The organism is Synechococcus sp. CS-1326 (genome assembly GCF_025128115.1).
Classification (GTDB): Bacteria; Cyanobacteriota; Cyanobacteriia; order PCC-6307; family Cyanobiaceae; genus Regnicoccus.
The window spans coordinates 56,152-79,544 of record NZ_JAHLYV010000031.1 but is presented as its reverse complement, the minus strand read 5'-3'; the positions used below and the strand labels follow the sequence as shown (position 1 = coordinate 79,544).

The 23,393-nt window shown below is 66.7% G+C and carries 29 protein-coding genes and 1 pseudogene; 15 read left to right on the top strand and 15 right to left on the bottom strand.

Features of this window, described 5'->3' with window-relative positions:
* Positions 1-126, top strand: a pseudogene (locus KQ307_RS12775) (IS1595 family transposase); the annotation flags it as partial.
* Here KQ307_RS12775 and KQ307_RS12770 read toward each other — a convergent pair.
* Entirely contained in the window at positions 127-318 is a 192-nt protein-coding gene (locus KQ307_RS12770; RefSeq protein WP_259728178.1) for a hypothetical protein, read from the bottom strand.
* 177 nt (positions 319-495) lie between these two features.
* On the opposite strand from KQ307_RS12770, the gene KQ307_RS12765 reads away from it, so the two are divergent.
* Positions 496-1,167: a Fe2+-dependent dioxygenase gene (locus KQ307_RS12765; protein ID WP_259728590.1), complete on the top strand. Its 672-nt coding sequence runs from the start codon at positions 496-498 to the stop codon at positions 1,165-1,167.
* A gap of 15 nt (positions 1,168-1,182) precedes the next feature.
* Here KQ307_RS12765 and KQ307_RS12760 read toward each other — a convergent pair whose 3' ends face one another.
* The gene (locus tag KQ307_RS12760; RefSeq protein ID WP_259728176.1) at positions 1,183-1,623 is read right to left on the bottom strand and encodes a Fur family transcriptional regulator; all 441 of its coding nucleotides are present in this window, start codon (positions 1,621-1,623) and stop codon (positions 1,183-1,185) included.
* Between the two features lie 165 nt (positions 1,624-1,788).
* Here KQ307_RS12760 and KQ307_RS12755 point away from each other — a divergent pair, with 165 nt between their 5' ends.
* The 3 genes from KQ307_RS12755 to KQ307_RS12745 are packed head-to-tail and all read left to right on the top strand — an operon-like array spanning position 1,789 to position 4,387.
* Positions 1,789-2,727 (top strand): metal ABC transporter solute-binding protein, Zn/Mn family, encoded by a 939-nt coding sequence (locus tag KQ307_RS12755; protein WP_259728175.1) that lies wholly within the window; start codon positions 1,789-1,791, stop codon positions 2,725-2,727.
* A gap of 50 nt (positions 2,728-2,777) precedes the next feature.
* A complete protein-coding gene (locus KQ307_RS12750; protein WP_259728174.1) occupies positions 2,778-3,545 on the top strand; it encodes a metal ABC transporter ATP-binding protein in 768 nt (255 codons plus the stop codon).
* On the top strand, positions 3,542-4,387 hold the full coding sequence (locus KQ307_RS12745) for a metal ABC transporter permease (RefSeq protein WP_259728173.1): 846 nt from the start codon (positions 3,542-3,544) through the stop codon (positions 4,385-4,387). The genes KQ307_RS12750 and KQ307_RS12745 overlap by 4 nt, the downstream gene beginning before the upstream one ends.
* Here the strand turns inward: KQ307_RS12745 and KQ307_RS12740 are convergent.
* Positions 4,360-5,763, bottom strand: coding sequence for a TrkH family potassium uptake protein (locus KQ307_RS12740; protein ID WP_259728172.1), 1,404 nt, complete (start codon positions 5,761-5,763; stop codon positions 4,360-4,362). The two genes, KQ307_RS12745 and KQ307_RS12740, sit on opposite strands and share 28 nt — an antisense overlap.
* 96 nt (positions 5,764-5,859) lie before the next feature.
* Between KQ307_RS12740 and KQ307_RS12735 the strand changes: the two genes are divergently transcribed.
* A complete protein-coding gene (locus tag KQ307_RS12735; protein ID WP_259728171.1) occupies positions 5,860-8,622 on the top strand; it encodes a cation-transporting P-type ATPase in 2,763 nt (920 codons plus the stop codon).
* Between the two features lie 12 nt (positions 8,623-8,634).
* Here the strand turns inward: KQ307_RS12735 and KQ307_RS12730 are convergent, their stop codons facing one another.
* The 5 genes from KQ307_RS12730 to KQ307_RS12710 are packed head-to-tail and all read right to left on the bottom strand — an operon-like array spanning position 8,635 to position 13,537.
* The gene (locus KQ307_RS12730) at positions 8,635-9,939 is read right to left on the bottom strand and encodes a hemolysin family protein (RefSeq protein WP_259728170.1); all 1,305 of its coding nucleotides are present in this window, start codon (positions 9,937-9,939) and stop codon (positions 8,635-8,637) included.
* A 48-nt stretch (positions 9,940-9,987) separates the two neighbouring features.
* A complete protein-coding gene (locus KQ307_RS12725; RefSeq protein ID WP_259728169.1) occupies positions 9,988-11,337 on the bottom strand; it encodes a hypothetical protein in 1,350 nt (449 codons plus the stop codon).
* Positions 11,334-12,041, bottom strand: coding sequence for a TIGR03943 family putative permease subunit (locus tag KQ307_RS12720; protein WP_259728168.1), 708 nt, complete (start codon positions 12,039-12,041; stop codon positions 11,334-11,336). Before KQ307_RS12720 ends, KQ307_RS12725 begins: the two co-directional genes overlap by 4 nt.
* Positions 12,042-12,071: 30 nt before the next feature.
* Positions 12,072-13,037 (bottom strand): permease, encoded by a 966-nt coding sequence (locus KQ307_RS12715; protein WP_259728167.1) that lies wholly within the window; start codon positions 13,035-13,037, stop codon positions 12,072-12,074.
* Positions 13,034-13,537 (bottom strand): 6-carboxytetrahydropterin synthase, encoded by a 504-nt coding sequence (locus KQ307_RS12710; protein WP_259728166.1) that lies wholly within the window; start codon positions 13,535-13,537, stop codon positions 13,034-13,036. Before KQ307_RS12710 ends, KQ307_RS12715 begins: the two co-directional genes overlap by 4 nt.
* Positions 13,538-13,576: 39 nt before the next feature.
* Between KQ307_RS12710 and hisIE the strand changes: the two genes are divergently transcribed.
* Entirely contained in the window at positions 13,577-14,284 is a 708-nt protein-coding gene (gene hisIE, locus KQ307_RS12705; RefSeq protein ID WP_399242439.1) for a bifunctional phosphoribosyl-AMP cyclohydrolase/phosphoribosyl-ATP diphosphatase HisIE, read from the top strand.
* Positions 14,285-14,297: 13 nt separating this feature from the next.
* Here the strand turns inward: hisIE and KQ307_RS12700 are convergent, their stop codons facing one another.
* Complete coding sequence (locus KQ307_RS12700) at positions 14,298-15,068, bottom strand: matrixin family metalloprotease (protein ID WP_259728165.1); 771 nt, start codon at positions 15,066-15,068, stop codon at positions 14,298-14,300.
* A gap of 11 nt (positions 15,069-15,079) precedes the next feature.
* Positions 15,080-15,598: a DUF2214 family protein gene (locus KQ307_RS12695; protein WP_259701596.1), complete on the bottom strand. Its 519-nt coding sequence runs from the start codon at positions 15,596-15,598 to the stop codon at positions 15,080-15,082.
* A 260-nt stretch (positions 15,599-15,858) separates the two neighbouring features.
* On the opposite strand from KQ307_RS12695, the gene KQ307_RS12690 reads away from it, so the two are divergent.
* From KQ307_RS12690 to KQ307_RS12670, 5 genes are all read left to right on the top strand, one after another.
* A complete protein-coding gene (locus tag KQ307_RS12690) occupies positions 15,859-16,782 on the top strand; it encodes a sigma-70 family RNA polymerase sigma factor (protein ID WP_259728164.1) in 924 nt (307 codons plus the stop codon).
* 94 nt (positions 16,783-16,876) lie between these two features.
* On the top strand, positions 16,877-17,287 hold the full coding sequence (locus KQ307_RS12685; RefSeq protein WP_259701598.1) for a YkvA family protein: 411 nt from the start codon (positions 16,877-16,879) through the stop codon (positions 17,285-17,287).
* Positions 17,287-17,589, top strand: coding sequence for a hypothetical protein (locus KQ307_RS12680; RefSeq protein ID WP_259701625.1), 303 nt, complete (start codon positions 17,287-17,289; stop codon positions 17,587-17,589). The genes KQ307_RS12685 and KQ307_RS12680 overlap by 1 nt, the downstream gene beginning before the upstream one ends.
* An 82-nt stretch (positions 17,590-17,671) precedes the next feature.
* Positions 17,672-17,899 carry a hypothetical protein gene (locus KQ307_RS12675; RefSeq protein ID WP_259728163.1) on the top strand — a complete coding sequence of 76 codons (228 nt, stop codon included), beginning with the start codon at positions 17,672-17,674 and terminating at the stop codon, positions 17,897-17,899.
* The gene (locus tag KQ307_RS12670; protein ID WP_259728162.1) at positions 17,899-18,393 is read left to right on the top strand and encodes a phosphate-starvation-inducible PsiE family protein; all 495 of its coding nucleotides are present in this window, start codon (positions 17,899-17,901) and stop codon (positions 18,391-18,393) included. The genes KQ307_RS12675 and KQ307_RS12670 overlap by 1 nt, the downstream gene beginning before the upstream one ends.
* Here the strand turns inward: KQ307_RS12670 and KQ307_RS12665 are convergent.
* Positions 18,341-18,913 (bottom strand): Nif11 domain/cupin domain-containing protein, encoded by a 573-nt coding sequence (locus KQ307_RS12665; RefSeq protein WP_259728161.1) that lies wholly within the window; start codon positions 18,911-18,913, stop codon positions 18,341-18,343. The two genes, KQ307_RS12670 and KQ307_RS12665, sit on opposite strands and share 53 nt — an antisense overlap.
* 42 nt (positions 18,914-18,955) lie before the next feature.
* Positions 18,956-19,450, bottom strand: coding sequence for a GNAT family N-acetyltransferase (locus tag KQ307_RS12660; protein WP_259701602.1), 495 nt, complete (start codon positions 19,448-19,450; stop codon positions 18,956-18,958).
* A gap of 122 nt (positions 19,451-19,572) precedes the next feature.
* Between KQ307_RS12660 and KQ307_RS12655 the strand changes: the two genes are divergently transcribed.
* The gene (locus KQ307_RS12655; RefSeq protein ID WP_259701603.1) at positions 19,573-19,809 is read left to right on the top strand and encodes a DUF3136 domain-containing protein; all 237 of its coding nucleotides are present in this window, start codon (positions 19,573-19,575) and stop codon (positions 19,807-19,809) included.
* A gap of 73 nt (positions 19,810-19,882) precedes the next feature.
* Positions 19,883-20,260 carry a c-type cytochrome gene (locus KQ307_RS12650; protein WP_259701604.1) on the top strand — a complete coding sequence of 126 codons (378 nt, stop codon included), beginning with the start codon at positions 19,883-19,885 and terminating at the stop codon, positions 20,258-20,260.
* Here the strand turns inward: KQ307_RS12650 and KQ307_RS12645 are convergent.
* Positions 20,248-20,514, bottom strand: a complete 267-nt coding sequence (locus KQ307_RS12645; protein WP_259701605.1) for a YciI family protein — start codon at positions 20,512-20,514, stop codon at positions 20,248-20,250. The genes KQ307_RS12650 and KQ307_RS12645 overlap by 13 nt on opposite strands.
* 82 nt (positions 20,515-20,596) lie before the next feature.
* Here KQ307_RS12645 and KQ307_RS12640 point away from each other — a divergent pair, with 82 nt between their 5' ends.
* Positions 20,597-20,827, top strand: a complete 231-nt coding sequence (locus tag KQ307_RS12640) for a FeoA family protein (RefSeq protein WP_259728160.1) — start codon at positions 20,597-20,599, stop codon at positions 20,825-20,827.
* 6 nt (positions 20,828-20,833) lie between these two features.
* On the opposite strand, the gene feoB is transcribed toward KQ307_RS12640, so the two are convergent.
* Together feoB and KQ307_RS12630 are read right to left on the bottom strand one after the other, a co-directional pair.
* Positions 20,834-22,684, bottom strand: coding sequence for a ferrous iron transport protein B (gene feoB, locus KQ307_RS12635; RefSeq protein ID WP_259728159.1), 1,851 nt, complete (start codon positions 22,682-22,684; stop codon positions 20,834-20,836).
* Positions 22,685-22,708: 24 nt separating this feature from the next.
* On the bottom strand, positions 22,709-23,389 hold the full coding sequence (locus KQ307_RS12630) for a class I SAM-dependent methyltransferase (RefSeq protein WP_259728158.1): 681 nt from the start codon (positions 23,387-23,389) through the stop codon (positions 22,709-22,711).
* Between the last annotated feature and the right edge of the window lie 4 nt (positions 23,390-23,393).

The following is a 23,393-nucleotide window of genomic DNA, read 5'->3' as shown; positions in this document are numbered from 1 at the left end:
GCCTTCAATTACCGCTTCAACCGGCGCTTCAACTTGGCAACGATGACTGAGCGAGTGGTTCATGCCATCTGCAGCTGCGGCGCTCGGCCGGAACGCTTCTTGAGGAGTGCGGAGCCAGCTACCTAATCAAGTCTGGTCTTGACCGCCTTTCTTGTCGTCGCGGTCCTCCTTGTCCTTCTGGTCATCGGCGTGATCAGGCTCGGATTGCTCGGCCGCCGGCGATTGCGGTTCGCTGGATTCAGGAGGCTTGCCACAGCCGGTCATCCCGGCAATCAGACCGGTGGCGGCAAGAAACAGGGCGACACTGGAGCGCTGCATCGTGGATCGAATGCGAATGAGGCCGATTGTGGATCGCGGCCAGCATGAAGGTCTCACCATTGGCACAAGGACCGGTGTCATTGGTTACGGACTCCATGCTGCTGGTTGTTCCGGATTCGATCAGCGCACCAGTAACCCGATCATCGACCGGTGCAGAACAAGGATGGAGCCGGCCTGATGCGTTTCCAGATCGAATCGCTGCTCCCGCCTGAGCAGATCGCTGCCTGGCGAGATCGCCTTCTGGAGCCTGGGGTGGACTGGCGTCCAGGCCACCAGACGGCCGGCTGGCATGCCCGGGCGGTCAAGCACAACCACCAGCTGGAGCGGGGCTCCAGCCTGCACAGGCAGCTGGCGCTCCAGGTGCGCCAGGCCTTGGGGGGCCACCCACTGCTGAATTCGGCGGCGTTGCCGAGCCGGATCCATGGCCTGCTCTTCAGCCGCTCAGGGGTGGGGGAAGGCTACGGCCGCCATGTCGACAACGCCTTCATGGCCGATGGCCGCTCCGATCTCTCCTTCACCCTGTTTCTCTCGGAGCCGGCCACCTACGCGGGCGGCGCCCTGGTGCTGGAGTTCCCCCACGGCGAGGAGGCGGTTCGCCTCGGCGCCGGCGACGTGATCGTCTACCCCAGCACCCTTCTGCACCGGGTGGAGCCCGTGACGGGGGGGGAGCGGCTGGTGTGTGTGGGCTGGATCCAGAGCCGGATCCGCTGCGCCGAGCAGCGGGAGCTGCTGTTCGAACTCGACACGGCCCGGCGGCTGCTGTTCAGCCAGCAGGGGAAAGGGGAGGCCTTCGATCTGCTCAGCCGCAGCTACAGCAACCTCCTGAGGATGTGGGGGGAGCAGCGCTGATCCGGGCCCCGGCGTTCAGGGCACGTCCTGCCGCTCCTGGCAGCTGGCGCAGATCCCGAAGAATTCCAGGGTGTGGAAGAGCAGCCGGAAACTTTCCAGCTGCTGGGGTTGCAGATGCACGTCGTGCATGGGACAGGCCCGCAGGGGCAGGGTGCGGCCACAGTCGACGCAGGTGAGATGGTGCTCGTCCCGTTCGGTGGGGGCGTAGAGCGCCTCGCCGCTGGGCAGGTGGCGGCAGCGCACCAGGCCGCGCTGCTGCAGCTGGCGCAGGTGGCGGTAGACCGTGGCCAGACCCATGCAGTGGGGGGTGCTCCGCAGCCGGGCGTGTAGGTCCTGGCCGGAGAGCTCATGGCCGGCCGCCTGCAGCTGATCGAGCAGGTGGCTCTGTCTGGCGTTCAGCGGGCTGGCGTTGAGCGGACTGGCATTCATAACGGAAACGGCTGCCTCGGAAGCCATGGCCAGGACGACAGCGATTCACTGCTGATCCTATGGAGCGCCGTCGCAGCCCATTGAGCCGATCCGAACCGAAAGGGCAACAGGACCAATGGAATTGAATGAGTATCATTCTCAACTGGATCTGCCGTTTTCCCGGCGCCTCACCTGTCACCGCTCGCTTTCCCCATGCGAATCGTCCTGCGCCCCATGGCGGTGCTGACCGCAGCCGCCCTGCTGGCCTCCTGCACTCGTGTCGGCCAGGGGCCGGCCACCAGTTCCGCCCTGGAGCTGCAGGTGGTCACCACCTTTCTGCCGATCACCGAGTTCACCAGGGCGGTGGCCGGAGATTGCGCCACGGTGCAGGCCCTGATTCCCGCCAACGTGGGGCCCCACGATTTCCAGGCCACACCCAGTGATCTGGTGCGGTTGCAGAACGCATCGGTGCTCGTCAAGAACGGCCTTGGCCTCGAGGAGTTTCTCGACAAGCTGATCAGTGGCGCCGGTAACGCCAAGCTCAAGGTGATCGATTCCAGCGCCGGGATCGCCACCCTGGCGAACCCTGAGCAGAAGCCCGAAAGCGGCCATGACCACGGCCATGACCATGGCCCGATCAATCCGCACATCTGGCTCGATCCGTTGCGGGCCGTTCAGCAGGTGGAAACCATCCGCGATGGACTGATCGCCGCCAAGCCCGCCTGCAAGGAGCAGTTCACCGCCAATGCCGCCAGTTTCAGCGCCCAGCTGCGGGCCCTCGATGCCGAGCTGGCGGCCCTCTTGAAGCCGTTTGCGGGCAAAACCTTCGTGGCCTTCCATGATTTCGCCCCCTATTTCGCCGACCGCTACAAGCTGAGTGCCTCCTTCGTGGTGGAAGCCCCTGAAGAAAATCCCAGCCCGGCCAATCTGCAGCGGGTGGCCAGACAGGTGAAGCAATCCGACCTCAAGGCGTTGCTCTCCGAGCCCCAGGAAGGCAGCCGTTCCTTCAACGCCCTCGCTGCCGATCTCGGGGTGCGGGTGAGTGTGTTCGACCCCCTGGAAACCGGCCCCGCCGAGGCTGATCAGCCCGGCTATTACGCCGCCCAGATGCGTCGCAATGTCAATGATCTGGTCGGGGCTTTCGGATCGTGAGCGGCTTCCGCCCAGCGGTGCGCTTCCCCTGTGCTCGGTAGGCTGAAGCGATGGCGGAAATGGTTCTCGAAGTCAGGGGCCTCACGGTGCGGCGCGAGGGGGTCACCGCCGTGGAGAACGTGAGCTTCGCGTTGGCTGCGGAGTCCGACACCGCCCTGGTCGGTCCGAACGGAGCCGGCAAGAGCACCCTGGTGCAGGCGCTGCTCGGCATCCTTCCGCACCAGAGCGGCCAGGTGCAGGTGCTGGGCCGTCCGATGGGTCCCCAGGGCAAGTTGCCCGCATCGGTGCGGGCCCAGCTGGCTTACCTGCCGCAGACCTTCACCGTGCGCAACCGCTGCCCGTTGAGCGTGGCCGATTTCGTGGGCCTGGGCTGGGATCCGCCGGGGCTGCAGCTGCCCTGGCACGGGTCGGAGCGGCGGCGGCAGGCGGTGCGCCAGGCGCTGGCCAAAACCGGCTGCAGTGATCTGGCCGATCAGCTGATCAGCGAACTCTCCGGCGGCCAGACCAAACGCGTGCTGCTGTCGTTCTGTGTGGTGCGCCCGCGCCGCCTCCTGGTGCTCGATGAAGCCCAGGCGGGCCTCGACAGCCAGGCGGCGGAGCAGTTCTACGGCCTGCTGTTCGACCTGAGGCGCAGCGAGGGCTGGACGATCCTGCAGGTGTCGCACGACCTGGAGATGGTGCGACGCACCTGCGATGGCGTGCTGTGCCTGAACCGCAGCCTGCGTTGTTCAGGCCCGCCTGATCACGCCCTCAGCCCCGCCCAGCTGGAGCGGGTCTACGGCCGTGGCTATGTGCCCTATCACCATCACCACCGATGAACGACGGCGTGGCCCTCGGCGAGCTGCTGGCCCAGCCGTTCATGCAGCGGGCCCTGATCGGTGGCCTGCTCACCGGGGCCCTGGGCGGCCTGCTGGGCAGCTTCGCGATCCTGCGCCAGCTCTCCTTCTTCAGTGATGCGCTCGGCCATTCGGCCCTGCTCGGCATCACGCTCGGCATCCTGCTGGGCTTCAACCCCACCCTGGTGCTGATCCCCTTCGCGGTGCTGTTCGCCCTGGTGGTGAGTCGGCTGGTGGAGCACAGCCGCCTTCCCACCGATGCCCTGCTCAATATCATCTACTCGTCGTCGCTGGCGATCGCCGTGGTGGCGCTCAGCTTCGTACGCAGCTACAAGGGCGGCATCCACCAGCTGCTGTTCGGCGACATCCTCGGCATCTCCTGGCTGGATCTGGGGCTGATCGTGGGGTTGCTGCTCACCGCTGCGGCCTATCTCGGCCTCACCCGCCGCGACCAGATCCTGCTCACCCTCGATGAACCCCTCGCCATTGCCCGTGGGGTAGCGGTGCCGCTGCACCGGTTGCTGTTCATCGTGCTGCTGGCGGTGGTGGTGGCGATCTCGATCAAGGCGGTGGGGGTGCTGCTGATCAGTGCCTTCGTGGTGATCCCGGCCTGTGCCTCCCGCTTGGTGAGCCGCCACTTCGATGGCTACGTGGTTCTGGCCGCGGCGTTGGGGGCCATCTGCGCCGTGCTGGGGCTGCTGCTCTCCGGCCGCTTCGATCTGCCCTCAGGGCCCTGTGTGGTGATCTTTCAGCTGGTGGGCTTTCTGGTGGCCCTGGCGGTGGCGGCCCCCAGGAATCAGATGAACACCTCTTCGCGGGGATAGCCGACCCTCGACTGGGGTCTGCTGCCGTAAAGGGCTGAGAGCAACAGCATGATGCCCAGCCGTCCCACGAACATGCCCACCATCAGCACCAGCTGGCCCCAGCGGTTCACATTGGCGGTCACGCCCACATCCAGCCCGACGGTGCCGAAGGCCGACATGCAGGTGAACAGTTTCTCGAGGAAGTTGTAGCTTTGGGCGCTTTCCCCGCCCGCCGTTGGACCGAGGCCCAGCAGCAGGGTCATCAGGATCACGAACAGACCGGAGGCCAGGGCCACCCCCACCGCCTTGAGCAGGATGTCGCCGGGGATTTCGTGGCGGCGGATGATCACCCCCTTGCGGCCTTCGAGGGTGGAGCGGGTGGCACCCATCAGCACCGCGAAGGTGGTGGTTTTGATGCCGCCGCCGGTGCCGCCGGGGCTGGCGCCGATGAACATCAGCACGATCATCAGCAGCAGGCCCGCATCCGAGAGGGTGGTGATTGAAAGCGGCACCGTGTTGAACCCGGCGGTGCGGGTGGTGATCGACTGGAAAACAGTGACCTGCAGCTTGTCCCAGAAGGAGAGGGTGTTCATGATCCCGTCCGGCGTGAACTGTTCGGTGAACAGCAGCCCCAGGGCGCCAACCACGATCAGCACCAGAGTGCTGCGCAGCACCAGCCGCGTGTGCAGGCTGAGGCGGTGGAGCTTGCGCAGCTTGTAGCGCTTCTCCCAGACATCGTTGGTGACGCGCCAACCGATGCCGCCGGTGACGATCAGGCTGGCGATCACCCCATTGACGACCGGATTGGCCCGGTAGCCGACCAGGTTGTCGCTCCAGAGACCGAAGCCGGCGTTGTTGTAGGCGCTGATGCAATGAAACATCGCCGCCCACAGCCGCTCGCCGTGGTTGCTGATATCGGTGAATCCGAAGACATACAGAATCACCGTGCCCACCCCCATCACGCAACCGGCGGTGATCAGGATGCGGTGAAAGGTCGGGCCGATGCCACCGACGCCGAACTCATCGAGCGATCGGCCTTTGTCGAGTCGGTGACGCAGGCCGCCGCGACCCTGCACGAAACCCTGCAGAAAGGTGGTGATCGCCATCAGGCCTAGCCCGCCGGTGATGATCAATCCGGCCAGGGTCAACTGCCCGAAGAAGGTGAGATCCTTGCCTACGTCGATGATCGACAGACCCGTCACCGTGATCGCCGATGTCACCGTGAACAGGGCCTGCCAGAGTCCGACGTCGTCGCTGGAGCAGAGGGGGGAGGCCAGCAGCACGGTTCCCAGGGCGATTACCAGCAACCCGGTGACCACGGTGAACTGGGGAACCGAGAGGCGATGGCGCCACAGCAGCAGGCGGCTCCAGAAGGGATGAAGGGGGCTGGATGTCATCGCGCCAGGGCCGTTTGCGGCCAACCGATCGCCCAGTTTGTATGGAGAGCCAGAATCCCGACCGTAGGGTGAGTTGCCAAGCGGTTCCGCGATCCCTTGACCGGTCCTGTCGCGCCTGCCTGGCACAGCCTCACCCCCGAGCAATGCCTCCAGGAACTGGAGGCCGGCGAGGGGGGATTGAGCACCGCCCAGACCGCGGCACGGCTGGCCAGGGTGGGGCTCAACCGGCTGGAGCTGGCCGCGGGCCGGAGCAACCTGCGCATCCTCTGGGATCAGCTCAGCAACGTGATGCTGATCATGCTGCTGGCCGTGGCGGCCGTGTCGGCCGCCATCGCTTTCCAGGCGCAGAAGTTCCCCAAGGATGCGATCGCCATTGTGCTGATCGTGGGGTTGAACGCCCTGCTGGGCTATCTCCAGGAAAGCCGTGCCCAGCAAGCCCTGCTCGCCCTGCGGCAGATGGCCCAGCCCCTAGTCACGGTGCGCCGTGACGGCCACTGGGAGCGCCTGACCAGTGAGCAGCTGGTGCCCGGTGATCTGATCCGCCTTGAGGCGGGCGATCGGGTCCCCGCCGATGCCCGCCTGCTGGAGGGGGCCGAGCTGGGCCTGCGGGAAGCGGCTCTCACCGGCGAGGCGGAAGCGGTGTTCAAGAAGGCGGAACTGGTGCTGGAGGCCTCCACGCCAGTGCTTGAGCGGCAGAACTGTCTGTTTCAGGGCACCGAGGTGGTGCGGGGACGGGGTACGGCGCTGGTGACGGCCACCGGCATGGGCACGGAACTGGGCCAGATCGCCCAGCTGATCAACACAGCCGGCGGCGAATCCACCCCGTTGCAGGAACGGCTCGATGGGTTGGCCCGCGTGCTGGTGGTGTCGGCCCTGGCCCTGGTGGCCGTGGTGGTGCTGGGGGGCTGGCTGCTGGGTCAGCCGTTGCTGGGCCTGCTGGAGGTGGCGCTCAGCATGGCCGTGGCGATCGTGCCGGAAGGTCTGCCGGCTGTGATCACGGTGACCCTGGCGATCGGCACCCAGCGCATGGTGCAGCGGGCCGCTCTGATCCGCCGCCTGCCGGCCGTGGAGGCCCTCGGCTCGGTCACGGTGATCTGCACCGACAAGACCGGCACCCTCACCTTGAACCGCCAGGTGGTGGAGGAGCTGCGCTGCGGCAGTCAAGCGATCGCCGTGAGCGGCCAGGGCTACGACCCCCATGGCTCCTTCACTGCTGTCGAGCTCCCCGTCCCGGAGGGTGCCGCAGCAGGCATTGCCCCTGGCGCCAGGGATCTGCTGCTCTCCGCTGGTGTGCTCTGCAGCGATGCCGAGCTCAGGAAGGCGGAAGACGGCAGCTGGGATGTGCTTGGCGATCCCACCGAAGGTGCCCTGGTGGTGGCGGCCGGCAAGGCCAGGCTGGATGGCTTCGCCCTGCGCAGCCGCTACGAGCGCACCGCTGAAATTCCCTTCAGCTCCGAGCGCCAGCTGATGGCGGTGTGGGTGCAGGACAGAGACGGCACGCTCCAGGCACCGCTTGGAGAGGTGGCGGCCGGCTCCAGCTCCCTGGCGATCAGCAAGGGTGCTCCGGAGGTGATCATCGGCAGCTGCGACCGCTGGATCTCAGGCTCCGGTGTGAGTGCGCTGTCTGATCCGCAGAAACAGTGGTGGTTGGAGCAGGCGCGCGATCTGGCCGCTTCCGGCCTGCGGGTGCTGGCTTTCGCCTGCGCGCCCCACCACCACAGCCCCGAGCTTGAGCTCGACCATCTGGTGCTGCTCGGGCTGATGGCCCAGCTCGATCCGGCCCGTCCGGAAGTGGCCCAGGCGGTGGCCCGCTGCCGGGAGGCCGGGATCCGGCCGGTGATGATCACCGGCGACCATCCCCTCACAGCCCGCGCCATCGGCCAGGGCATCGGCCTGGTTGCCGGCGAGGCTGAGGTGGTGCTGGGCCGGCAGCTGGAGAGCTACGACGATGCCCGGCTGCAGGAGGTGGTCAGCCACTGCAGCATCTATGCCCGGGTGCCGCCTGAGCAGAAGCTGCGGATCGTCAAGGCCCTGCAGGCCAATGGCCAGGTGGTGGCGATGACCGGTGACGGCGTCAACGACGCCCCGGCGCTCAAGCAGGCCCACATCGGCGTGGCGATGGGCATCACCGGCACCGAGGTGAGCAAGGAGGCCTCCGACATGGTGCTGCTCGATGACAACTTCGCCACGATCGTGAACGCGGTGGAGGAAGGGAGGTTGGTGTACGCCAACATCCGCCGCTTCGTGAAGTACATCCTCGGCAGCAACGTCGGTGAGCTGATCACGATCGCCTCGGCGCCCCTGCTCGGCCTGGTGGGGGTCCCCCTTTCGCCCCTCCAGATCCTCTGGATGAACCTGGTGACCGATGGTGTTCCCGCCCTGGCGCTGGCCCTTGAGCCTGGTGAGGAGGGTCTGATGCAGCGCCCGCCGGCCGAACCCGGTGAGTCGATCTTCGCGCGCGGAATCGGCAGCTACATCCTGCGCGTCGGTGTGGTGTTCGCGGCGATCACGATCGTGCTGATGCTCTATGCCGTCAAAGCCGGTGCCCCCTGGCAGACGATGGTGTTCACCACGCTCTGTCTGGCCCAGATGGGCCATGCCCTGGCCGCCCGCAGCGATCTGCCCCTGGTGCAGGTGAACCCGGTTTCCAACCCCTGGCTGATCGGTGCCGTGCTGCTCACCGCCGTCCTGCAGATGGCCCTGCTCTACGTGCCCGTGCTTTCGAACTTCTTCGGCACCACGCCCCTGACACTCCAGGACCTGGCCATCTGCCTTGGTTTCAGCCTGGTGTTCTTCCTCTACCTGGAGCTGGAGAAGGTGTGGCGTCTGTGGCGCCGCCGTGCCCATGCCGATGCCTGAATGGCTGGCTGATCAAGCGTGGGTCGGGCTTGAAGATAGAGACACGAGGATCTTGTCGACCCGCTTGCTGTCCATGTCCACCACCTCGAAGCGATAGCCCTTCCACTCGAAATGATCGGAGGATCTGGGAATGCGCTCCAGGGCATGAATCACGAATCCAGCCATGTTGTGGTAGGGGAGTTGCTCGTCTGAGCCGAGCAACTTGGCGCCGATCCGATCATCGAACTCGTTGATGTCGAGGCTGCCATCCACCAGCCAGGAACCATCTTCGCGGCTCACAAAGGATGGGTCCTCCTCATCTTCCAGATTGGGAAGATCCCCGACGATCCCCTCCATCAGATCGTTGAGGGTAACGATGCCTTCCACCCCGCCGAATTCATCGGTGACCAGGGCGACGTGAACGCCGGTGCGTTTGAACTCCTCCAGCACGGTGAGCGAAGGGGTTGATTCCGCCACATAGAGCGGCTCCTGGCAGAGGGCCTCAAGATCCAGAGGTTCGCTGCCCAGCTGGGCGGTGAGCAGGTTGCGCACCCGCACGATGCCGATGCAGGCATCGAGGCTGCCGCGGCCCACCGGGAAACGGGAATGGTTCGATTCCTTGATTTCCGCGAGGTTCTCCTCCAGGGAGGATTCCAGATCCAGCCAGAAGATCTCGGTGCGGGGGGTCATCAGCGTCTTGATCGATCGATCTCCCAGGCGCAGCACCCGCTGCACCATGTCGTGCTCGCTGGCCTCGAACACACCGGTGTCGGCGCCCTGGCGGATCAGGGCCTTGATCTCCTCTTCGGTGATGTCGGGTTCGGTGCTGGCGGCCACGTTGAGCAGCTTGAGCAGGATGTCGGTTGAGGCGCCGAGCAGGTGCACAGCCGGAGCGCTCAGCCGCGAGAGCGCCCGCATGGCGGGGGCGATGCGGCAGGCGATCTGCTCCGGATTGGCCAGGGCGATGCGCTTGGGCACCAGCTCGCCGATCACCAGGGAGAGGTAGGTGACCAGGGCCACCACCAGGGTCACGCTCAACCCTTCGCTGTAGGGCCGCAGAGCCTCGATGCGATCGAAGACCGGCCTGATCTGCTGGGCCACCGTCGCCCCGGCGACAGCGCCGCTCAGCACGCCGATCAGGGTGATGCCGATCTGCACCGTGGAGAGAAAATCGTTCGGGGATTCCGCCAGGCGCAAGGCCAGGCGGGCCGGCTTGTTGCCCTTTTCGACCAGTTGCTGGAGCCGCACCTTGCGGGCGGAGACAACAGCGATCTCGGAGCCGGAGAAGATGCCGTTGGCGACGATCAGCACCAGGATGAAGAGGATCTCCAGCGCCAAGCGGCTCAGACAAACAACAATCGAATCTGCACTTTAGTCGTTACTGAATCAGCCCGCTACCAGCCAGCTCACCTGCCGCACCGGTTGCTCCAGCAGGTCGATCTCCAGGCTGCTGGCATCGATCAGGGCGGCCCGGGCCTGCTGACGCTGTGGCTCACTGGCGCTTCCAGCGCCCTGGGCCTCTGGCCGGGAACGCACCGCCAGCAGCAGGCGGTCGGTGGTGGGGTCGTAGTGAAGGTCGGTGCCAGGTTCCAGTTCCAGGCCGGTCAGCTCCCGCCGTTGCAGCACCCTGCCGCGCTGATCGAGCCCCAGCAGCACCAGCCTGGGCTGACGGAGCCCCTCGATCAGCAATGCCCAGACCCGCTCGCCGCCGCGGGAGCAGGCGCTGGCGGCCAGCCCGGCGCTGCCCAGCCAGAGGGTTCGCGGCGCCTGCCCCGGCTCCACCAGCTCCAGGGAGCGGCGGAAATCCGGCCAGTGGCGCACCAGCAGGGCCCGCCCCGCCACCGGGCAGAAGCTGCTCAGGTCACGGCTGCCCGGCAGCACCTGCCGCCGGGCAGGCTGCGGCGGCAGGGCGCGCAGGGAGAGTCCTTCGCTCTCCGGCACGATCAGCTCGCCCCCCTGGGGGAGCAGGGCGATCGGACCGCTCGCCTCCAGCTCCAGGGACTGACGTCCGCCATCCCGTTTCCACAGCACCGTGCTGGCCTGCCCATCGCTGCGCGGCGAAGCCTGCACCAGCAGGTCGCCGGCCCGGTTGCTGCTCAGGTGGGCGAACAGCAGCGGCTGATCGCCGAGCCGCTCCAGCTTTCGGCGCTCCACCAGTCCGAGTCCGGCCGCCGTGGGCGACAGGTTGCGGGTATGCAGGTCCAGCCGCCACACCAGGTGGCTGCCCTGCTGGTCACGGCTGACCAGACCCACACCGGAGCCATCCCCCAGGGGCTGGAGCCCCGGAATCGAAGGCCACACCGGCGTGAGTGCCGTCCAGCGGCCATCGTGCTGGCGCACCTGAAGCTGCTCCCCACCCGCCACCGGCACCACGGCCAGCAGGTGGGGGCGAGGGTCCCAGTGGCGCTCGACGCCCGCAAGAGCCAGCCCACGCCCGTCTTCGCCGCCCAGGTGCAGGCGCAGGGGCGCCAGGATGCGCTCGCCGGCTTTCGGCAGCAGCAGCAGCGGGTTGCCGTTGCCCTGCATGTCAAAGGGCAGGGCCGGCTTCAAGGTGGTACGGCTTGCCACGCTTTGCGGTTCCAGGGGCCGGCTGAAGCGCAGCCTCAGGGCTGCCGGTCCGGAACTCGCGGCTGCCTGCCGCAGCTCCAGCAGTCGCGGCGGACGCTGGAGTAGGAGCTGCTGCTGGGCCAGGGCCAGGCCCAGCCCTGCTGCCAGTGCCACCGACAGGCCGTTCATGGCTCGAGGGGTCGCTGGGGACGGGGGATGGGCCGCCATCGCGATGGCTTCACCACGCTGCGCTGCCGGCCCTCGAAGCGCTCGCTGGTCATCACACCGGTCATCTCCAGCCACTGGTCGGCTGGGGGAATGGGGCGATCGCCTGGCCAGAGCACCGGCAGACCCACTGGCGTGGCATCCACCAGGCAGCAGCGCACCAGCAACCTGGCGAGTTGGGGCCGATCGCCTGGCACCGGCAGCACGAAGCCGCTGATCCGCACCGGATCGCCACTGTGGAGGCCCGGGTCGGGCTCGCTGCGCAGCAGCCGCACCCACTCGGTGAGGCTGCGCTGGCCGGGGGGCACCACAAAGCTCAGGCCCGGTTCCTCCAGCAGCTCCCGGCCCCGGTTGGCAGCCAGATCGGCAAAGGATGGACGGGGTGGAATCCACAACACCGCGATCGCGGCGACGCAGCCCAGCAGCAGGGCTGTCCGCTGGCCTGAAGTGAGGCGGGCTCCACTCCAGGCACCGCTCCTGGCATCGCTCCGGATGCTTGCTGCCAGCCCCACGGCGGCCAGGGCCAGCAGCACCAGGCCGCTGCCCCAGACCAGCGGGTGGAAAACGGCGCGCAGCAGCAGGTCGAGTCGGCCACTGGCGGCGCTTTGCAGCAGCACCGCCGACCACAACGCCAGGCTGATCGGCTGCAGGAGTGCGTCCGCTTTCACAGCATCCCCCACTTCACAGCAAAACCAGCATCACAGCAAAACCAGGTTCACCCATTGGCCGATCAGCAACACCACCAGGCTGGCCGCCACCGCTGTGAACAGGATGGCGCGGGGTCGGAACAGCACGCCGAACAACCCGACCAGTTTGAAATCGATCACGGGTCCCAGCAGCAGGAAGGCCAGCACGGCACCAGGGGTGACCTGGGCGGCGAACCCCAGGGCCAGGAACGCATCCACGCTCGAGCACACCGAAACCACCAGGCTCAGCAACATCAGGCTGAGGATCGACAGGGTCGGGGCACCCCCCACCGCCAGCAGCCAGGTTCGCGGCACCACGGTCTGGACCAGGGCGGCGATGGCGCAGCCCATCACCAGCAGCAGGGCGAGATTGAGGAACTCGGCGCTGCCGTGGCCCAGCAGTTCGGCCAGTGGCAGTCGCTGCGGTGGCAGGGCGGGGGGCATCGGCGATGCTTCGGCACCGATCAGGCCGCTGCGACGCTCCAGCAACGACACCCTGCTGAGCGGCTGGCTCAGCCGCCTTTCCTCCAGCAGGGCAGGGGTGAGCAGCTCGGCCTCCGGCAGCTGGCGCAACAGCGTGGCCAGCACCAGGGCGATCAGCAGGGCCCCGAGGGGACGGGCCGCCAGCAGCCAGGGCTGGTCGGGGAAGGCGGCCCAGGTGCTGGCCAGCACGATTGGATTCAGCACCGGCGCGGCGAACAGAAAGCCCATCGCCGTGGCCAGGGGGGCGCCGCCCGCCAGCATCCGCCGCGCCACCGGCACGTTGCCGCATTCACAGGCCGGCAGGGCGAAGCCGAGGGCGGCACCGGTGAGGGGCCCGAGCAGGGGGTGGGCCGGCAGCTTCCGCACCCAGGAGCCGCCCGGGCTGAGCCAGCGGGCCAGCGTCGAGATCGCCACCCCGATCAGCAGGAATGGCATCGCTTCCACCAGCAGGGCCTGGAACAGCGCCCAGGTGGTGGCGAGGCGCTCCGGGTTCACAGGGCTGGCTGGCTGGTGGAGTGGCCCTCAGCGGTGAACCAGGCGGGCAGCGCCTCGAAGCAGGCGGCATTTTTCTCGTTTTCGCGGGCTTCCACCTTCCAGCAGCAGCTGCGGCCACCATCGCGGTCCGCAAGCAGCCGGTTGGCCCGCTCCCAGACCCAGGCGGCACTGCCCTCCATCCCCACATTCGCCATCACCCGCAGATCCAGCGCTTCCAGGTTGTGCAGCGCCTGCCACTGGGCCAGCAGGGGATCGTCGGCATTGATGAGCACGGTGTGATCGAACTGCTCCGCCAGCTGTTCCGCCAGCGGCCGCAGGCTGGAGAAGTCCACCACGAAGCCGTTGGCGTCGAGCCGGTGGGCCCGGAACCAGCAGGTGAACTCGCGGCTGTAGCCGTGCACGAAGCGGCAATGGCCAGGGTGGCGCCACTGCCGGTGGCAACAGGGGTAGCCGCCGAACCGTTTGGAGCAGCTGTAGGGCGCCGCGGTCGCTGCCGTCATTGGATGGGGGAGGATTGCAGCCGCCGCACAGCGCAGGCCTTGGAGGAATCATTTCAGCTCCCCAGCCCCGCCGCTGGGTCTTTGCCCCCCCCGGGGCTGATCGATTCCCTGGGTTTCGATGCCGCCGGCCTGATTCCCGCCATCGCCCAGGACTGGCTGGATGGGGCTGTGTTGATGGTGGCCTGGATGAACCGGGAGGCGATCGAGCGCAGTCTGGCCACAGGGGAGGTGCACTACTGGAGCCGTTCCCGTCAGGAGCTCTGGCACAAGGGCGCCACCAGCGGCCATCGGCAGCGGCTCCGGGGTCTCCGCTACGACTGTGATGCCGATGTGCTGCTGCTCAGCATCGAGCAGGTCGGTGATGTGGCCTGCCACACCGGCGCCCGCAGCTGCTTCTACGAAGCGGACGCCGCTCCCACCTCCGGCGGCGCCACGGCCCTGCCGCCGCCGGCCGATGCCTGCACCGAGCTGGCCCGGGTGATCGAAGGCCGCCGGCGCCGGCCGGAGCCCGGCAGCTACACCAACCGGTTGCTGGCGGGGGGTGACAACACCATTCTCAAGAAGATCGGCGAGGAAAGCGTCGAGTTCGTGATGGCCTGCAAGGACGACGATCCCGCTGCGATCGCCGGCGAGGCGGCTGATCTGATCTTTCATCTGCAGGTGGCTCTGGCCCACCATGGGGTGGACTGGCGCCAGGTGCTCAACGTGCTGGCGACCCGCCGTGGTGCCGCGCGGCGGTCGGCCTGAGCAGCCTGATTGTTCAGGGCACGGGCGCTGAGGGCACTGGGGCACCGAAGCGCGTCGGCTGGCCATAGAGCCAGCGCAGGCTGGCCAGGTCGCGGGGACTCAGCCGCAACACCGGATCGGCGCCGGGCACCGCCGCCATCGCGTCGTCGGGGTCGGGGCTGTGGCCCCAGAGCCCGAAGGCATGCCCCAGCTCGTGCAGCGCCGTGGCCTCGATCGCCGCCCGGCGTTGGTGCGGGCTGATCAGCACCTCCACCCTGGGCTCCAGCCGCCAGACCCCCAGCCGTGCGGTGATCCGCAGGTTGAGAGTGGCCCTGCCGTGGCTGGCCCGTGAGCGGCCGGTGGGCAGCTGCTGCCGGGGCGGCCGCTCACGGCGGATCAGCACCTGGGCCCGGCGGGGATCCTCCACCCGCTGCAGCGGCAGATGCTCCTGCCACTGCCCGAGGGCAGCCTCGACAGCCTGGAGCCACAGCAGCTGGAAGCGGGCGGCGGGGCCCTCCAGGCTCTGGGGCTCCACCCAGACGCACCAGTGGGACAGCACCGGCCAGCCGGCGGCGGAGGGAGCGAGAACATGGCGGTAGTCGCCTGGCGTTTCCACCGCTGCGGTGATCGGTTCAGCAGGGCCTGATTCCGCCCAGGGCCGGCTTGCTTCCGCCAGCGGGCAGGTTGGTTGAGCCCTGGCCTGGCCTGGCTGCAGACCAAGCGACAGCAGCGGCCAGCAGGCTGCGATCAGCACCCCGAAGGAACGCCAATCCTGGCGTCGGGATGGCTCGGGATGACTGGGCAACGATCGACCCCTCAGCCGGGCAGTCCCACACCCCGCGCCATCAGGCTGGCCAGCAGGGGGATGGTGGCGAAGCCGACCAGCTCGATGTTCAGCACCCAGCGCAGCCGGGAGGCCAGGGCTTCGCTCACCGCGGGCAGCTCCCCTTTGCGGAGGGGGATGGCCCAGAGGATGTAGGTGATCGTGGGATAGAGCGACAGGGTCCCCACGGCCAGATACACCCCAACCTTCCACCAGAACAGGGGGTTTTCGGTGTAGAAGTCGCTGCCCTGGCCGTAGTGCAGCACCCGCAGGATGCCGCTCAGCAGCACCGCGAGGGCGGCGATGCCGTACACCACATCGGTGATCACCATCAGGATGGCCTCCCCCCTGGCCGGGTCGGCCTTGATCAGCCGGCGTTCGAGCACCAGGGCGCCGAAGCACACCATGAAACTCAGGTAGTGGACGTAGGCCACCACCGCACTGGGCAGGACGCCGGTGGGGAAGACGAAACCCAGGGAGATCAGGTGGGGGAGAGCGGGGAAGGGGGCCATCGCTGCGGAATCCTGGGCTGGGTTGCTGCGCAGACCGTAGCGAGTCCACCACCATCACCACAGCGTGGCGGAAGGCTGGATCGGTTGGTTGGAAGTTGGTTGGAAGCAGCGGCGGCGAAGGATGAGCTGGTTCTGTAGAGAAGACGGCGAGAAGATCTCAATAAGGGAGATAATCAGGAGATAAATCCTGGAGGTTCGGTTCTCCGGTTTCTGAAAAAGTTATGGGCTTTAGGATAAATTTGAACCAGAAGAAATATCCGATGCTTAGTCCTCTTAGTGCCTATCTCAATTCTATTGGGCGCCATCCATTGCTTACGCCGGTCCAGGAACTTACCCTCGGTCGAACCGTTCAGACCATGATCGGCATACAGGAGCGTCATCGCCTGATCGATGGTCTGGAGACGGCTCCCACCTTTTCAAAGCAGGATCAGCGCCTGATTCGCCTTGGCGAGCGGGCCAAGGATCAGATGATCGTGGCCAATCTTCGGCTTGTGGTCAACATGTCGAAGCGCTACCAGGGCAAGGGCCTTGAGCTGCTGGATCTGATCCAGGAGGGCACGCTCGGTCTGTGCCGCGCCGTCGAGAAGTACGACCCCACCCGGGGGAATCGCTTCAGCACCTATGCCTACTGGTGGATCCGCCAGGGGCTCAACCGCGCCCTCTCCACCCAGAGCCGCACGATCCGGATACCGGTCAACGTGAATGAGCAGCTCACCCAGCTGCGGGCCGCCCGGGCCACCCTGCTGCAGTTCCATGGCCAGGCTGCCACCACTCCCCAGCTGGCGGCGCAGCTCGGGCTGAGTGTGCTGCAGATCGAGGCGCTGCAGGGATGCGAACTGCGCAGTGGAACCGTCAGCCTTCAGGGGGGTGCCCAGGCCCTGCTGGATCCGTCCGATCTGCTCAACGTGCTGCCCAGCGCCGAGGCTTCCCCGCTGGAGCGAGCTGAGCAGGCCGAGCGGCTTGACATGGTGTGGGTCCTGCTCGATCAGGCCCAGCTCTCCCCCAGGGAACGGTCCGTGGTTCTGCTGCGATTCGGCCTCGATCAGAACCATCAGTGGCGCACCCTGGTCGATGTGGCCGAGCAGCTCGGCTGCAGCCGGGAATACTGCCGGCTGGTGGTGCAGCGGGCCCTGCGCAAGATGCGCAAGATCGGCCTTCAGAGCGGTCTTGTAGAGATCGCCTAGGGGAAGATCTCCGATCCTGATTGTTCCTGAAACCGAACTTGTCCGCCTGGGATCGGCAGAGGATGATGAACAGGTTCATTGCTGTGGAACGACCATGGCCAGCTCCGACATCCCTTTCGACGCTTCGTCCGACCCATCCAGTGCCGCCTCTGATGACGGCACCACGCTGGAAGCCGAGGTCCTTCAAAGCAGTGTGGTCGACGAAGGTCTGCTGCAGCGTCTGCTGCGCCGCGCCGGTCGTGCCATCGCCCTGCCGGCGATCGAATGTCTGGAGCTGTTGCTGGATGGAAGCACTCCGGTTCAGGTGAGGTTCACGGTTCTCGCCGCGCTCACCTACCTGGTTCTGCCGCTTGATCTGATCCCCGATTTCATCCCGGTGGCGGGCTTCAGCGACGACCTGGTGGCTCTCACCGCCCTGCTGGGCATGGCCGGCACCCACCTGACCCCGGACATCAAACTGCGGGCCAGGCGCAAGCTGGATCGCTGGTTTCCTCCGTCCCGTTGATGGTCACGTTGAGCCCCGATCAGCTTGAGGAGCTGCAGGTTTTCCTGAAGGAGTGGTTGCGTCACAGCGGCCGCACCCAGGCCGACCTGCGCAGGGCGTTGCGGGCCGAATCAATTCGGATGCCGGTTCTGCTCGAAGAGCTCAGGCGCCTCCACGACGAGCAGGGGCTGAGGGGTGTGGCGGAGCGGCTCTGCGCGATCGAAGCCCTCTGGCAGAGCGAGCCGGATTCCCTCACCCAGCTCGATCTCGACCTTGATGCCCTGCTCAACGAGATCCGGGAGGGGCGCCAAACCCAGGGATGAGCAGGCAGAGTGGTGGGCCCCTGCCCCGGCCATGATGCTGTTGCGATTTCGCCCCTGTTCCGGAAGCCTGGGGCTGGCCTTGATGGCCACGGCACTGGTGCTCGCTTCCGGAGCCTGGAGTGCCCCGGCTGCCTGGGCCCAGAGTGAGAGCTACCTGCTCAAACGCGGCAGCAACGTCGGTCCTTCAACCCGGATCAAGCCGGTGGACTGCGTGACGGCGGCGGATGGTTCGGTCACCTGCAACACGGCGATCGAGAACTCGCCCAGCGATACCCCGGCCAAGCCCGAGTTCAGCCCCTTCAAGAATTGATGAGCCGCTTTCGCGCGATGTTCGCCGACGAGGCCTTCCTCGGCATGGTCGAACGGTTTGAGCGGCAGCTCGCCAAGCTTCTCTCCCTGCTGATCTGTGTGGTGATCGTGGCGGGAACCGTTCAGTTGGTTGTCTCCGTGCTCGGGGAATTCGGCAACCCCGCCACCGGCTGGCTGGGTGATGACATGATCCGCATTCTCGGTGACGTCCTCACCCTGCTGATCGCCCTGGAGGTGCTTCAGAACGTCACCGCCTATCTGCGGCGCCATGTCGTGCAGATCGAGCTGGTCTTGATCACGGCGCTCACGGCCGTGGCTCGGAAGGTGATCGTGCTGCCGCCGGGTGCCGAGAACAAGCCTGAGCTGCTCCTCGGTCTGGCCCTGATGGTGGTGGGTCTTTCGATCGGCTACTGGCTGGTGCGCCAGGCTGATCTCAAGGCCCTCAAGGCGTCCAGGTCAGCGTCAGCCAGAGCGTTCCAGGTGACGGATCGGTAGCCACCACCCGGTGGCGGCGGCCGGGGGCGATCACCAGCCAGTCTCCGCAGGCCAGCTGGCGTGGCTGCGGCTCATCGGCGAACTGCACCTGCGCCCGGCCGCTGAGCAGCAGCACCCATTCCGAACCGCTCTGCTCCTGCCAGTCCCCGCTGTGGCTGCAGGAGTGAATCCGCTCCAGCCGCAGTCCGGGCGCCTCCAGTACCAACTCGGTGGCTTCCTGGCCCGGTTCCGGGCAGTGGCTCGCCAGCAGGTTGGGCGGCTTCGGGTTCGGCTTCGGGTTCGGCTTCGGGGGGGCCTCCAGACCCCGCCCCGAGCCTGGATCGAGCGGCTGATCCTGGTGGTCTTCGCCCCAGCGGCGGCCGATCTCGAAGCCATGCCTTCGGGCCAGGGCCACGACGCTGGCGTGATCGGAGCAGTTCCGCAGGGCCTCGCCGAGCCCGGGGTCACGGCGGCTCAGGGCCACGAAGGCATTGAGCTGGTCCACCTTGGTCAGAAAGCGCTGCAGGTCCTTCTCGGCCATCGGAGCAGCGGGGGGGTGGTCAGTCTGCCTGGTGGGCTGGCTTCAGGGCAGCAGGGGCTTTGACATCAGAAAGCGGTGAAAGATCACCCCGCCCAGCGGCAGGGTCTCGAGCCCGTCCACCTGCCAGCCCAGCCGCTCGAACAGCGGCCGTGAGAGAAAACTGGCCTCCGTACGGAGCCGGATCGCCCCGGCCCTGCGGGCCTCACTTTCAAGGGCCTTCAGCAGGGCTCGCCCCCTCCCCTGCCGGCAGGAGCGCCCACGGCAGTAAAGCAGTGAGATCCGATCGACGGGATCAAGCAGGGCGAAGGCCTCGATCGGCCCGGAGGGGCTGCCGTCTCGATCCACGCCGCCGGTGCTGACCATCCCGATGCCACGGGCCAGTTCCAGCGGCAGGCTGGCACGGCCCGCAGCCAGCTCTGCCCAGGCTTTCACCTGGGCGTGGCTGTAGATCCGGGGAGCCTGGCTGAGCACCGCGTCGCGGTAAACGGCGATCACCTCGTCGATGTCGTGGCTGCCGAGCGGCCGCAGCGGGGTCATGGTTGCTCCAGGGCTGCGAAGAAATGAAACGAGATCGGACCGAACGGGCCGATACACTCACCTTCAAGGCACGTTCCTTTATACGGTCAACGCAGGCCCATGGAGATCAGCAGCGAATGACCATGGCCGATTCCAAACCGCTCACGATCGGAGAACTGGAAGCAGGTTTTTCCGCCTATTGCCAGGCCCTCCGGCGGTTGGTCGCTGATGATCGCAGCCAGGAGCGCATTGAGCGCACCCATTGCTGGCACAATCTGCAGCGCCTGCATGACTGCCTTCCCCAGCGCTACCGCTCGCCGCTCGATCTTTACCAGCGCTATCTCAGGGCCAAGCAGGCTGGTCTGCCGATCGATCAGTGAGCTTGGTGGCCATGGGCGCCCTGATCCGTTGTCGTGAGCCCCACCACGCTTCGCTTGCCAGGGCTGGCGCCGAATGACCGAAGCCTCTGCCCATCCCTGGTGGAGGCGCCTGCTGGCCGCTGCCTTCCTGCTGGCTCTCTTTCTGCTGTTGAGCTGGCCCAGCTCGGCCTATGGGGCCAGTGGTGAGCAGCTTTTCGAGGCCCACTGCTCCGGTTGCCACATCCATGGCGGCAACATCCTCCGCCGCAACAAGACCTTGAAACTGGCGGCGCTGCAACGCAACGGCATCGAGGGTCCGGAGCTGATCGCCACGATCGCCGCCGGTGGAATCGGCCAGATGGGTGGCTACGCCAAGGTGCTCGGCGAAGATGGCCCTGCCCTGGTGGCTGAGTGGGTGTGGCGGCAGGCCCTGGCTGACTGGCCCCGCCCTGCTCCCGCTCAGAAGGCCTGAATCCAGGGATACACCTTCAGCTCGGTCCAGATCCCCTGGCGCCAGTAGATGTCGTCGCGGAGAAGGGCTTCAACCTGCTCACGGGAATCGGCTTCGTAGATGCCGAACACGTGGGTGCTGCCCTCGGTGGGGCCGAGGGTGATCAGCACACCCTCCTGCTTCTGGCGCTGCAACCCGGCCAGATGCTCGCTGCGGTAGGGGGCCCGCCTGGTGAGGGCGTCGTCGCAGTAGGTGCCCCAGAGGACGAAACGCATCGGCCCATGGCCCCATCGGCACTGCTGAAACTAGCGAGCCATCGGCCGCCCTAGGGTCAGATCCATGGACCGGAAGGGGTCGATGTCTCTGGCTGAAGCCCCGATCGGCGCGATGGTCTTGCTGGGCAGCCTTCCGGCCGATCCTTCCCTGCGGGAGCGCCTGCGGGCGATGGGAGTGAAACCGGGCATCACGCTCCAGGTGGTGCGACGAGGTTTCCCCGGCGGCATCCTGCATGTGCGGGTGGGGCTGCTGGAGTTCATGCTGCGCCGCCGGGATGGCATCCAGATGGAGGTGGCGCCGATCAGCGACTGAGCGAGCTCAGCCCAGCCCCAGTTTCAGGCCACCCTGATAGAGAAGGAAAGCCAGCAGCCAGGCCAGGGCCAGCGACCAGCCCACCGATAGCCAGGTGAAGGCCTTGCTCTTCGATTCCTTGAGCTGAATCGCCACGGTGGAAAGGCAGGGGGTGTAGAGGAGGGTGAACATCATGAAGCTCAGGGCCTGCAGTGGCGTGATCGAAGCCACCATCGCCGCCCCCAGATCGGCCTGGGAGGTGGCGTAGATCACCGCCATCGCCCCGAGCAGGATTTCCTTGGCGATGAAGCCGAAGATCAGCGAAACGGTGAGTTGGGGATTCATGCCGATCGGCCCGAGCAGGGGCTGGGTCAGCAGGCCGATCTGGCCGGCAAAGGACTGACCGGCCAGCTGATCAACCCCGAGCGGCAGATGATTGAGCAGCCAGATCGCGATCACGCCCACGATGATGAACTGGCGGGTGGTGACGAAGAAGTTCTTCATTTCCAGGCTGGCCTTCTTCAGCATGGTGGCCAGGCTCGGCAGGCGATAGGGCGGCAGTTCCAGCACAAAGGCTTCGGAACTCGGGTACAGGTGGCGGAACAGCAGCGCCGTGAGGATCGCCGCCACGAAGCTCATGCTGTAGAAGCCGAAAATCACCAGGCCAGGGGCCCACCAGGGCCTGGCGAAGAAGGCTCCGGCCATGAACACGAACACGGCCAGCCGTGCCTGGCAGAGCGAGAAGGGAATCACCAGCATCGCAAGCAATCGCTGGGAGCGATCGCGGATCACCCGGGTGCCCATGATCGCCGGCACGTTGCAGCCGAAGCCCATGATCTGCAGCACGAAGGAGCGACCGTCCATGCCCAGCCAGTGCATCACACCGTCCATCAGGAAGGCGGAGCGGGCCAGATAGCCTGAATCTTCGATCAGGGCGATCATCAGGTAGAAGAGAAAGATGATCGGCATGAAGCTGATCACCGTGGTGATTCCCAGCCACAGCCCATCGCTCAGCAAGCCGATCAGGAACTCCGGCAGGCCGATCGCGGCCAGGGCCGGCAGCAGGGCGCTGCGCTGGATGGCGTCGAAGCCCAGTCCCATCAACTCCTGGATCGGCACGCCAATCGCATAGATCAGCTGGAACATCGCCAGCATCACGGCCAGGAAGGCCACCATGCCCACGCCGGGGTTGAGCAGCACCCGGTCGATCCGATGGCTGAGTTGATCGAACAAGCCCTCCGGCAGCTGCACGCAACGCTCGTTCAACTCCAGCAGCCGCTGGTCGAGCCCTGAAGGAGTCAGGGCAATGGGGGCGGCAGGGTGGATCTGATCGGCCTGATGGATCCACCTGAGCAGCTCGGCGATTCCCTGGTTGCGGCGGGCGCTGATCACCAGCACCGGCCGCTGCAGTTCCTCGCTGAGCCGCGCCTGATCGACCACCACGCCGAAGCGCTCGGCTTCATCAGCCATGTTCAGGACGACCAACAGCGGCAGGCCGGTGGCCTGCAGCTCCAGGGCCAGGCGCAGCTGGCTGTTCACCTGGCTGGCATTGACAACCACCACCGCCAGGTCCGGCGGGTGCTGCTCCAGAAATCGCCTGACGACCAGTTCGTCTTCGCTGCTGCCCAGCAGATCGTGAATGCCTGGCAGATCGACCAGCTCGTAGGGGCGGCCGTGGCAATCGCTCGGCAGGGCGCCCCGCAACAACTCCACGGTGAGGCCCGGCCAGTTGGCCACCCGCGCCTCGCCACCGGTGAGGCAGTTGAACAGGGTGGACTTGCCGGTGTTGGGCATGCCGAGCAGGGCCACCCGCCTGACCCCCTGGAGCAGGTGCCCGGCCGCTGCCGGGCGATGGCAGGACGGTGCCAGCGGGTTCATCGGCTGTGGCTCATACCCCCAATGCTACGAAGACCCTGGGGCTGAATCGATGGGATCGATGGGCTGGCCGGAGCGCCGGAAGATCAGGATCCGGTTGTTGGCGGGCAGGTTCAGGTCGGCTGCCGGCCTGAGGCCCACCGCTGCTGCTTCAAGAGCCAGCAGCCGGGCATCGCGCACACCCATGGCCGGATCGAGGCTGCGCAGATGGGCATCAAAGGCGGCGTTGCTGGCGCTGGTGTGGACGCCGTTGTCGCTGAACGGGCCATAGAGCAGCAGCAGCGCATCGGCGTTCAGCAGCCGGGCGCTGAGGGCCAGGAGCTGTTTCACGGCAGCCCAGGGCATGATGTGGGCCGTGTTGGCCGTGAACAGGGCATCGAAGGGCCCCGTCGGCCACTGCTCTGGGCGGGTCACGTCGAGTTCGATCGGTGGCTGGAGTGTGCCGGGTTTCAGGCCCTCAGCCTCCAGTGCCCAGCGGCGTTGCAGGCCCGCCAGATAGGCGGGGCGATCACTGGGTTGCCAGCGCACTGCCAGGTTTCTGCAGATGTGAACAGCGTGCTGGCCGCTCCCGGAGCCCAGCTCCAGCACCGTGGCCTCCGGAGGCAGCCAGCTGCGCAGGGCTTCGAGGATCGGCTGCTTGTTGCGTTCGCAGGCTTCGGAATAGGGCAGGTCGAGGTTGAAACCGAAGACCGCTGGCTGTTCAGGCATCGGT